The sequence below is a fragment of the uncultured Tateyamaria sp. genome, from assembly GCF_947503415.1.
Lineage (GTDB): Bacteria > Pseudomonadota > Alphaproteobacteria > Rhodobacterales > Rhodobacteraceae > Tateyamaria.
In genome coordinates this window covers 1,121,993-1,133,047 of sequence record NZ_CANNDS010000002.1, presented here as the reverse complement: position 1 = coordinate 1,133,047, position 11,055 = coordinate 1,121,993, and the positions used below count along the sequence as shown (strand labels likewise).

The window sequence follows — 11,055 nt, the reverse complement described above, 5'->3', positions numbered from 1 at the left end:
GACCCGTCCTGCACCGCCCGGTACTGCACCGTGATGTCCGACAGCGACGCCTCCGAAAGGCTCACACGAAAGACAATGGTGTCCGTGCCTTCCGTGATCTCGGCCGCGGACAGGGAGATCTCGGGCAGCACATCCGAACCGTCATCGTTCAGGATCTCGGCCACGCCGACCGCGTCGTCGACCCCATTGGCGATGCCGGCGACCGGGCTCATGACGAGCGAGAATGTCTCGAGTGCTTCGTTGAGGGTGTCGCCGAGGATGTCGACGGCGACGGAGGCGACGGTCTGGCCCGGGGCGAAGGTGACGGAGCCGGCGGTCGCCACATAGTCTTCGCCCGCCAGCGCAGTGCCGTCGGCGGTGGTGTAGTCGAGCGTCACGCTCTGGGCGAAGGGCTGGGACAGGCGGATCTCGAACACGGCTTGCTGGCCGCCCGCATCCGTCTCGAACACCAGCGGGTCGGAGACAAAGAGCGCCAGGTTCTGGCCGCCATCGCTGTCGAGGATCACGCCCGTTGCGGTCAGCACCGGCTCGCCGCCCGACAGGATGGCGTTGACCGGATCGCTGAGTTCCAGCGTGAAGTTCTCGTCGAACTCGTCGGCATCAATGGCGTCAATATTGTAGCGGATCTCGGCCTGGGTGCTGCCAGCCGGGATCGTAAGGGTGAAGGTCTGTTCGGCCGTGGTCCCCTCCACATCACCGCCCCGGCCCACCAGAGCCGACCCGTCCTGCACCGCCCGGTACTGCACCGTGATGTCCGACAGCGACGCCTCCGAAAGGCTCACACGAAAGACAATCTGATCGGCACCTTCAAGAATTTCTGCGGGAGAAACGGAAATAGTGGATGGCATATGACAATCCTTCATACAACTATGGGTTTTAATAAAACGGCAGCTTCACTTAAATCTGCGCATGAATAATGTGTAAGATCGAACTTCTATTCATACTCTTCCCCAATTCAAGAACGCTGTCTATTACCTTTGTTGAAATGGACAAAAAAGCATTGATCCCCGAACTCTCGCTTCCGAGAGCCTCACTGTTTCAACAGGTGACAGCTCACTTTGTTGGCGTGCAGGCGTACCGAGTTTTGAATTGTCTCTATGTGCCCTCAAACGTATCAGCTTCCGGTCCCAAACCGGACCTTGGCTGGCAACAAAACTCGGCAGTGCAATGCTCCGTAGCAGACATTGACCCAAAATCTGCCGCGAATGCGGTAGCTGCAGCATGTGGATTTAGCATCTCAAGGCCTCCTTCGCGTGAACGCCGAAGCGGAGTAGACTGCAGCGGTTCAGCATACTGCGGCCCTAAACAGACCTTCGACAAAAGGCAAAGCTGCTTCGGTGCGGCTCTTCAAACCGGCCAATCGCTGCAAGTGCGCGATCACACCTTACCTGAACTTGCATCACAGCAACTTGCTCCAAACCTTCGCCGGCACAATCAGAATTGGAAAAGGCTCGCAGTTATCCAATCAGATTTTTCCTCGATCGCACAACAATGCGGCACTAGATTGCTAAGGAAAGACGGACTTTGAATAGCCCATATTATTGTAGACGTTTTCTTCGCTAGCTTTGAGGCAAAGAGGCCGTTATGGGGACGCCAAATTTCAGTTGAGATTTCAAGCGTGATGCTGTGCATCAGATCACGGTGCGTGAGTATGCCCGCCAGACGAGATTGTTCAAAGACGCATGGAAAGGCAGCGGCAAGGTCTATGGCTATCGCAAGCTACATGATAACCTGATGGAGTTTGGCGAGACCAATTGCCCAAACCGTGTTGCCAGGCTGGACCGTCTGGCAGGTTTCCGCGCTGAGATCAGTTACAAACGCAAACCGGGTAAGTACGGTGGCAAACCATCTGTCGTGGTCGACAATACGCTGGACCGCCAGTTTGATGTCGCTGCACAGAACACGGCTTGGGTCTCAGATATTACCTACACCAAAACCTAAGATGGTTTCTTTTGTCTTGCCGTCGTCATTGATCTCTACCCGCTTCGTGTCATCGGTTGGGCAACCCAATCACGCCAACCAACCGACCTTTTACTTCAGGAGTTGCTCATGTCCGTTTGGCGACGAAAGCCAAAACGCACTGTCTTCATCCACACCGACCAAGGGTCCCAATACACAAGCCGAGATTGGGCCGTGTTCCTGAGGGCACACAACATCGGACACTCAATGAACAAGCGCGGTGATTGTCTTGTTAGTGCTGTTGCAGAAACCCTCTTCAACTTGCTCAAACCTGAACACATTCGCCGCCGCACCTACTAGACCCGCGAACTAGCCAGACAAGACATCTTCGACCACATCGAAATGTTCTACGACCCGAAACGCAAACATGTAAGAAACGGTGTGCTGCCGCCCGTCGACTTCGAAAACAGGCCGTGCAATGTGAACCAAGAAGGTGTCTGGGGATAGGGGCTGATCACCAGTCCCGCCTGTATCGTCCTTAAGGCGGCCAGTGGGTTCGAGCACAAGACGACGGCCATCAATCAGCTTTGGCAAACAGACTTCACCTTTATCAGGGTTCTCGGATGGGGCTGGTTCTATCTCAGTACAGTCCTCGACAATGACAGCCGTTACATCGTCGCCTGAACGCTCTGCACCAAAATGCGGACGGAAGACGTGACCGACATCTTGGGTCTGGCACTGCAAGTATCCGGCTGTGATCAGCTGCATGCCATTCACAAACCACGCCCGCTCAGCGACAAAGGTCCAGCTCTGTCTCGGGCGATCTGGCGGAATGGTTGAGCGACAAGGGCATGAAGCACTCTCGTGGCGCGTCTTATCATCCTTAAGCCCGAGGCATAATCAAACCAACCAGATGAGCCAAAGTCTCGCTTAGGTTAGGCTGCCATTGGTCACCAAAACCCTGACGATGGACAGCACGACAAACGTTTTTCGACCAAACGCCGGATCCAATAGCTGAAAACCGCGCCGGTCTTCCCGGTGCCGACGTCAACGCAGCAGGCTGTGTGATCAGCAGTTGCGAGGATACACAAGTGGCGCGAACGCTACCTCTGGATCAAAGTCGGCAGGCCAAGCAGTTTCGAAAACGAAAAGCCCCCGCCGCCATCTTTTTTCACGTCCCCAGTACGCCGAATGACCAAGGGCAAGAACAGATTTGCCATCCGCCCATGACGGGAGATGATGGAACCCGTAAACGGCTTGCGCCGGCTAGTCAGACCGATGGGAAAGTTGGCCATCCGCGCATGACGCCCGAAGATCGAATTGGAATAGGGTTCGCGTTTGCTGATCAGCGAAATAGGGAAGTTCGCCATATGGGGGTTGCCCGGAATAATGGCGTTTGTTCCCGTCTGTCCGTTGATCAGCAAAGGAATTGGGACCGTCGCCATCCGGCCATGACGCGGAATCAGTGTTCGGTCGAACGGCTTGCGTCGGCTGATCAGCGGCAGAAGAAAATTTGCCATCCGGGCATGGCGGGGAAAAATAGACGCCGTGAAAGGTTTCCGGTGACTGATGAGAGGGACGGGAAAATTTGCCATCCGAGCATGGCGCGAAAAAATTGACCCGGTGTAGGGTTTGCGCCGATTGATCAGCGGCAACAGGAATTGTGTCAGTGGATTATTGCGCGGTGCCAAACTGTTTGGCGCGGGCTGGCGCCGGCTGATCAGGGGGATCGGCCAGTTCGCCATATGGAAATTGGTTGTTCCGGGCTCGCGGCGCACTGTCAGGATATGTGGATGCGCTTCCAGAACGCTGGTGCCAATGCGCGGCGTATCCTTGACAAAAACCTCTTCGGTCAAAGATCCAAAATCGACGGCCCCATGTTTGGCTGTCACTTCGCGGGTGATCTTTGCGACACCCAAAGGTTTGTAGCCTGCGCGCACAAGCATGACGACGCCACCTTTGGCCATCCGGTCTTGATACGCGCGGGCCGTGTCTTCGGACACCTTGCTAGCGGCAAGTTTCTCGACAAGGCCGTCGGGTTTGTCGTGAAGATCAACGATGCGGTACGAGAGCCGATGGATCTGAACAAGTTCGTATTTCGCATTTCGCGCCTGCTCGGCGCTGTCGAAAAATCGCGTGATGACTTGTGTCATGAAACCTCCACCGGGTTGCTTTGCGGCACGTTCTTGAGCTGTGCGTTCTGACCTGTGCCGCGCCTCATGATCATTGGCAGGGCCACCAGAACGGTGACGATCAGGAAGACGACCTCGATGCCGAAGACAATATTATAGGGCGTTTGTGCGTGAATTCCCATTGAACCTGACAGTCCGACCAGCACATCTCGGACAATGCCAGCCATCAGGACACCAAGACCTGCGCAGGTTGCCTGAACAGCACCCCATGCCCCGATCGAAAGTCCGATCCGTCCGGCAGGCGCGTTTCGTATGGTCGCGGTCAGTGTCGCGTGACCAAAAAGACCGGCACCAACGCCAACGGCCAAGGTGCCTGCGACAAACAGAGTTGGTCCAACCGCCATTGAAGACAGGATAATTGCAAGAAAGCCAGGAACGCCAATAGCGGCACCGACCGTTGCAAGCTGCAGTGGCGCGCGGCCCGTGGCGAGGACCCTTGAGGCAATTGCAAACCCAATCAGGGTTCCGGTTGCGAAAATCGCGGTCAGCAAAGTTGTCTGTGCTACGGAAAACCCAAGCGTTTGTCCGCCATAGGGTTCCAAAAGAACATCGGCCATGCCGAAGCCGAACGTACCCAAGCCAATCAAAACCAGCAGGGGCTTCGCACCGGGCTGACTTGTAAGTGACCGCCAGGCAACGGAAAAACGTTCGTTGGATGCGGTCTCCATTTCCCGGGCACGGGCCCGGTCGCGGGCTTCTTGCTTCCACATCGCGGTCAGGTTCAGCGCAACCGTCACAACCGCAGTGCCCTGGATCACCTGGATCAATCGTCCCGGCGAATAGTTGGCCAACAGCGCGCCGTAGATGACCGCGCTCACGACCATGCCGACCAAAAGCATGACATACATGAGGCCCACGACCTTCGGATGGTCTTCGTCCTTCACCAGATCGGTGGCCAACGCCAAACCGACGGTCTGAACCATGTGAACACCGGCGCCGACCAATAGAAATGCCAGGGCAGCCGCGGAAACGCCAATCCAACGCGGGGCGTCGATTGCCTCCCCATAGCCCGACAAAACAAGCAGGGCGAAGGGCATGATCGCAAAGCCGCCAAACTGGTAGAGCGTGCCCTTCCAGATATAAGGGGCGCGCTTCCAACCCAAAGCGGATTTATGCGTGTCAGATTTGAAGCCGATCAAGGTGCGGAAGGGCGCAAACAAAAGCGGAAGCGCGAGCATCCCTGCAACAAGTGTTGCCGGCACGGACAATTCCACGATCATCACCCGGTTGAGTGTGCCGATAAGCAGCACCAATGCCATGCCGACCGTGACTTGGAACAGTGACAGTCGCAGCAGCCGCGACAGCGGCATTTCATCCGTCGCAACATCGGCGAAGGGCAAATATTTGGGAGTTAACGTCGCAAGACGACGCAAGGCAATGTCACGAAGGTTCAAGATGGACTGCCCCCTTGGATCACGCGTCGCAGGGATGCCCAAAGGCGCGGGCAGCCGCCGGATCTTGCGAAAAGAGTCTTGGGTGCGCGCGGCACCCAAGATGTGCTCAATCAGTTCTCGACACTCAACGGTGGAGCTTGCTCTGCGCTTGCAGATGCAAGTATCTCGTCCGTTTGAATGATCGCCCGGACGGAGGTGCCGTCTTGCAGGATAACTGTCACTTCACTGCCTGATTTCGGCGTGTCGATGACGTAACCAGCTTTGGCCGTATTTGTATCTGGTACCAACACGGATGCCGCTGCCTGAGCGTCCCCGGTGCCAAGCGGCTGGCCGGACAGGAAATCAGCAACCCAGGAGGTATTGGTGACGACCGCGACGTGGACCGCAAACGATCCTACGGCGACAGCGCCAAGGAAAACCGGAACGCCGACTGCAGGTGGGACGACAAGCCACATTTTTGCATTATTCATAGCTTACCCCCTTACCCGAGCCACGGTGTTGAAACGGCCACGAGGAAGTGAGCAATCAATGCAATCGCCCCGAACACACGCGTGCCATCGATGAGATAGCTGTGAACTTCTTCAGCTTCTCTCAGGGTCAAGCCTGTTGGCCAAACCTTGTCTTCTTCATCGGACATCTCCGAATCCTCCTTGAAAAGTTTTCTAAGAAGCAGGGTCGATCAAAATGCTTCATGGCCAGCCCTAGCCTCACAGCTCTGCGTCACAATGGCGCATACGCACGCCAAATGTGTCATAAAAACTTTACAGATTCAACTGTCAGAAAAATCTGACACTTTGCGAGACGCCGCTGAAAAGCCTTTTTTCGTGCATATCCAAGGGATTGGTCGTTTGGATCGCTGCAATTTCCGATTGAATTTCAGCCTGTCGCCCTGTCGCAATTGTCCATGTTTGGTTGGAAATACGACCGTCCGACAGTGCAATAAAATGCGCAGTTGCGGCCTACGGAATCGCCTGCATCAGATGTCGACATCTCGGATGCGGGAGCATCATTGAGGCGAGGGACACGCTTCCTGGGGCGCGGTCATGAGCTTTCCCCCACAGTCCGTGGATACGTATCCCGTCTGCGGCATCGCTGCGCAACATCCGCTTCATAAAATCAAATCAGGTGAACAGCCTGCTTGGTCTTTTTCGAAGGGCACTAGTGGGTTGGGCTTATAGACCATCTCGTTCGACACCGCGCGCCGAGATGTACAAGTAGAAATCAAAATGAATCACGTGCCACCGACACTCAAAACGCGGTCACTCCGCGCCACCGGATCACGAAGGTGGAACCGTTTTCTTTGAATAAAGCGCCCAAAAACCCATCGAAATCAAAGCGCTCCGGTAAAAAAATGTATTCGTTTACATAAAAACTGTAATCGAATACATTTTTGCGCAGAGCCACATCAATGGGAGGAAATGATGAGGAACTATTTTGGTGCAGCCGCGGCCCTCGGGGTCCTGAGCTTGGTCCCCGCTGCAGCCCTAGCGCAAAGTGAGGTCGTGGTTTGGGTGGCGGGGGAGCCGGGCCAGACAACGATCTATGATGAATTGGCCGAGGCCTTCAACGCATCCCAATCCGATGCAACGATCACCATCGTCAAGAACTCGTCCGATCTGTTCAACCCGGCACTGGTTCCGGCGCTGTCCGCTGGCGAAGGTCCTGATCTTTTCACCTTCGGCACCGGCCCGGGCCAGCCCGCCGCTTTGATCGCGGGCGGCTTGGTTGCGGATTTGACCGACGCGTACCGCGAGCACAATTGGGGCGATACCATCCCGGAAGGCATCGTGGTTCAGACGTCCAGCGACGGCAAGCTCTGGGCCTTCGGCAACGAAGTCGAAACCACCGGCATGTTCTACAACAAGGCGATCTTTGACGAGGTCGGGATCTCCGTCCCAACCTCCTGGCCCGAAATGGAGGCCGCAGTGGCCGCCCTGCAAGAGGCGGGCTATGACACGCCCATCGGTCTGGGCGCGGCCGACAAATGGCCGACGTCTCACTGGCAATCGATGATGTTCGGCCGCTACGCCGGGCCCGAGGGTATCGAGAGTGTCCTGTTCGGCGACGGGGCTTGGACCGATGCCCCCTTTGTTGCCGCTTCCGCCAAATTGCAGGAGATGGGGCAGGCCGGGTGGTTCGGCGCCACACCGGTCGCAATCGGCTATGGCGAATTGATGGACCGTTTCTGGGCAGGCGAGGTGCCGATGACCTTCACCGGACCGTGGGTCATTGGCGGCGGTATCGAAGCCGCGGGTGACCGGATCGCGGATTACGGCGTCTTTGCAGTGCCCCCGTTCGAGGACGGTCAGGCGATCCATCCCACCAATTCCATCGGCAGCGGCTGGTATATCCGCGACGGGTCCGACAACAAGGACCACGCGATTGCCTTTCTCAACAGCATGTTTCTGGAAACGGACGGGCGCGTCGCCTTGCTGAACGCAGGCACAATCCCGGTGGGGCCTCTGGATGAGGCACTTGCACAGGCCGAGATGTCGCAACTCGCACAAGACATCTGGCAGACCTCGGATGATCACGCAGTCAACGGGTCGGTCCCGGCGTTTCTGGACACGATCACCCCCGGCAGCTTGACCACCGTATCCTATGACGGGCTGCAGGGCCTGTTGTTGAACGTGATGACGCCAGAGGAGTTCACCGCCGAGATGCAGGACGCCTGGGCGGCTGCAAAAGCGGCGGGTGAGATCATGTTGCCCGGCGGTATCGCAGAGTAACTCGGTCTACATCATGTGGATTCCGGGCGCGATACACGTCCCGGGAACCGCAGCTTGGACACGCGCCACGCGGTGCGACCCTCCCCTCGTATGCGGAGATACCGTCATGTTCCTCGATCCCAATTCGAAATGGGCCGCGCGACTGAACCCCGTCCTGTTCCTGCTGCCCGCCCTGTCGATCTACATCATTTTCGCGATCTACCCGACGGTTTCAGTGGTTGAATACTCGTTCACGGACTGGGACGGCATCAGCCCCGAGCGGAACTACATCGGGCTGGAAAACTACCGCAAAATGTTCTCGGACAAGATCTTCTGGGAAGCGTTCCGCAACACATTCGTCTGGTCCGGTGTCATTCTGGTCATCAACGTGGGGCTGGGTCTGGTCATTGCCGCGATGCTGGCGCGGGTCTGGAAGGCGCGGCTGCTGATCCAGACCTGCATCGTGCTGCCCGTCGTCATTTCACCCATGGCCGTCGCCACGATCTGGCGCTGGATGTATCAACCCAACGGCGTGATCAACCAGTTGCTCGAAGGGATCGGCCTTGGCGCGCTTGCGCGGCCCTGGCTGGGCGATCCCAATGTCGTGCTCTACGCGCTCGCCTTTGCGCACAGCTGGTCCACGATTGGGCTCAGCGTGATCATCTTTCTTGCGGGCCTTCAAGCCGTGGACGAGGATTTGTACGAGGCGTCCAAAGTCGACGGGGCGACGCCGCTGCAGCAGTTTCGCTATGTCACCATGCCAGCCCTGCGGCCCGTGACGGCGGTCGTCTTCATTCTGACGCTCACGCAATCTTTCAAAGTGTTCGACATCGTCTGGGCCACGACCCAGGGCGGGCCAATCCGGTTCAGCGAAATCCTGTCCACCTACATGTACAAGCGCGGCGCGCTGGAAAATCAGTATGGGTACGGGTCGGCCATTGGCGTGGCGCTGCTGGTGATCGTCAGCGTCGCGACGATCATCTACCTCCAAATCCAGAACCGGAAGGAGCAGTAACATGGCCAACCGTTGGGTCCTTCTGTTCGTGCTGGGCGTTATCGCGGTGTTGATGGCGGCGCCGCTTGTGCTGACCCTGTTCACCTCGCTCAAACCCACGACCGAACTGGTCAATCCGGCATGGTATCCGCCGATTGATCTGACCTTTGAACACTACATCCGGGTGTGGACCGAAGGTGGCTTCAGCCGGTATTTCGTCAACACGCTCATCATTTCGGTTGTGGATGCCATCGTCATGATCCTCATCGCATCGCTTGCCGCGTATGCGATGGTTTTCATGCAATTCCCGGGCAAGATGCTGCTGCAACTGCTGTTCGTGCTGGGCCTGATGATCCCGGTGACAGCGGTGGTGCTGCCATTGTTCCAGATCGTGCGATCCTTCGGGCTTCTCAACACGCATCTGGGCGTGATCTTCGCCGATCTGGCCCTTGCCGTGTCGGTCTTTGTCTTCATGTTTACTTCTTATTTCGCGGGTGTGCCCAAGGCGCTGCACGAGGCGGCGCGCATCGACGGGGCGACGGAGTTCCAGATCTACCGCCGCGTCGTGATGCCCATCGCCACCCCTGCCGTCGTGACCACCGCACTGCTGGAATTCCTCTGGAGCTGGAATGACCTGCTGCTGCGCCTATTGCTGATGACACGGGACGAGATGCGCACGCTGTCGGTTGGCCTGCTGAACTTTCAGGGCACGATGACGCGCGATGTCACCGGCCTGTCCAGCGGCACCGTCATCATGGCAATCCCGGTGGTCCTGCTGTTCCTCGTCTTCCAGCGCAGCTTTGTGCGTGGCATGACCGCGGGGGCCGTGAAATGATCCGGGCCCCCTTGATCATGGATCAGCACTTCCGCAAAACCGAAGAGCTGTTTCGCCCCGAAACCTACGCTGCCCTGAACAGGGTGTGCGACGTCATCGGCGGTGTGAACTGGCCCATGCCGCGCGAACGCTTTCTCGCAAGCCTCCCCGACTCGGAATATGTCTTGGCCGCCAGACCCAGATTGACGCGCGAAGACATCGCCTCTGCCCCCAACCTCAAGGCGGTGATTGAAGTATCAGGGACATTCCAGACGGGCCTTGATTACGAGGCGTGCTTTGAACGCGGCATCGAGGTTTTGTCCTGCGCTCCGGGGTTTCGGTATTCTGTGGCAGAGATGACGCTGGGCCTCATGCTGGCCGGTGCGCGGGGGATCGTGGAAGAGCACGAACGCTTTCGCGCGGGTTCCGAACGCTGGCTGGACGACAACACCGGGACCGACTTTTCCCTCTACGGCCAATCCATCAGCTTCGTGGGCTACGGATCCATCGCACAAGAAGCGGCACGGCTTCTGGCCCCCTTTGCGCCCCGGATCACAGCCTTTGATCCTTGGCTGAAAGCATCCGGGGCGGCGCCGAAAGACATCGCCTTTTGCGAGCTTGAAGAGGCGTTGACGACCTGCCGCTGCGTCGTGATCGCAGCCACGCCGACGGAAGAGAACTACCAACTGGTGTCGCGCGACCTGATCCGAAAAATTCCCAACGGCACCTTGGTTGTCGTCATCAGCCGCGCCCATCTGGTCGATTTCGAGGCTCTGATCGAAGCCGCCGAACGCGGCCAAATTCGCCTCGCGAGCGATGTCTTCCCGCAAGAACCCGTCTCGAAACGCGCAGCCCTGCGCCAAGCCGAGAATGTCATCTGGTCGCCGCATCGTGCCGCCGCCGTCGAAGGTGGTCGCCATCCCATTGGCGACATGATCCTGCACGACATTCAGGCCATTCAGGCCGGACGGCCCGAGCGCAGATTGCAGGCCGCATCCAAAGACACCGTCCAAAAGATCATTCGCGCACCGCTGGTGGCGAGCTAAGGGAGGAC

General features: G+C 57.6%; 9 protein-coding genes and 2 pseudogenes. 6 read left to right on the top strand and 5 right to left on the bottom strand.

Annotated features, from left to right (window positions below):
- Positions 1-848 (bottom strand): Calx-beta domain-containing protein (locus tag Q1A32_RS16660; RefSeq protein WP_299655560.1); only part of this gene is annotated, 848 nt, incomplete at its 3' end.
- Positions 849-1,644: 796 nt separating this feature from the next.
- Between Q1A32_RS16660 and Q1A32_RS16655 the strand changes: the two are divergent.
- A pseudogene (locus tag Q1A32_RS16655) lies at positions 1,645-2,406 on the top strand (IS3 family transposase); the annotation flags it as partial.
- 3 nt (positions 2,407-2,409) lie between these two features.
- Positions 2,410-2,783 (top strand): annotated as a pseudogene (locus Q1A32_RS16650) (DDE-type integrase/transposase/recombinase); the annotation flags it as partial.
- 219 nt (positions 2,784-3,002) lie between these two features.
- Here the strand turns inward: Q1A32_RS16650 and Q1A32_RS16645 are convergent.
- From Q1A32_RS16645 to pufB, 4 genes are all read right to left on the bottom strand, one after another.
- Entirely contained in the window at positions 3,003-4,052 is a 1,050-nt protein-coding gene (locus Q1A32_RS16645) for a PucR family transcriptional regulator (RefSeq protein ID WP_299655557.1), read from the bottom strand.
- Positions 4,049-5,485 (bottom strand): PucC family protein, encoded by a 1,437-nt coding sequence (locus tag Q1A32_RS16640; RefSeq protein WP_299655554.1) that lies wholly within the window; start codon positions 5,483-5,485, stop codon positions 4,049-4,051. The genes Q1A32_RS16645 and Q1A32_RS16640 overlap by 4 nt, the downstream gene beginning before the upstream one ends.
- Positions 5,486-5,595: 110 nt before the next feature.
- Positions 5,596-5,955, bottom strand: a complete 360-nt coding sequence (locus Q1A32_RS16635; RefSeq protein ID WP_299655550.1) for a light-harvesting protein — start codon at positions 5,953-5,955, stop codon at positions 5,596-5,598.
- Positions 5,956-5,966: 11 nt separating this feature from the next.
- Positions 5,967-6,122 carry a light-harvesting antenna LH1, beta subunit gene (gene pufB / locus Q1A32_RS16630; protein WP_299610986.1) on the bottom strand — a complete coding sequence of 52 codons (156 nt, stop codon included), beginning with the start codon at positions 6,120-6,122 and terminating at the stop codon, positions 5,967-5,969.
- A 784-nt stretch (positions 6,123-6,906) separates the two neighbouring features.
- Here pufB and Q1A32_RS16625 point away from each other — a divergent pair.
- From Q1A32_RS16625 to Q1A32_RS16610, 4 genes are all read left to right on the top strand, one after another.
- Positions 6,907-8,214, top strand: a complete 1,308-nt coding sequence (locus Q1A32_RS16625) for an ABC transporter substrate-binding protein (RefSeq protein WP_299655547.1) — start codon at positions 6,907-6,909, stop codon at positions 8,212-8,214.
- A gap of 106 nt (positions 8,215-8,320) precedes the next feature.
- Positions 8,321-9,208, top strand: a complete 888-nt coding sequence (locus Q1A32_RS16620; protein ID WP_299610990.1) for a carbohydrate ABC transporter permease — start codon at positions 8,321-8,323, stop codon at positions 9,206-9,208.
- Between the two features lies 1 nt (position 9,209).
- A complete protein-coding gene (locus tag Q1A32_RS16615) occupies positions 9,210-10,022 on the top strand; it encodes a carbohydrate ABC transporter permease (RefSeq protein WP_299655544.1) in 813 nt (270 codons plus the stop codon).
- On the top strand, positions 10,019-11,047 hold the full coding sequence (locus Q1A32_RS16610; RefSeq protein WP_299655541.1) for an NAD(P)-dependent oxidoreductase: 1,029 nt from the start codon (positions 10,019-10,021) through the stop codon (positions 11,045-11,047). Before Q1A32_RS16615 ends, Q1A32_RS16610 begins: the two co-directional genes overlap by 4 nt.
- The last annotated feature ends 8 nt before the right edge of the window (positions 11,048-11,055 follow it).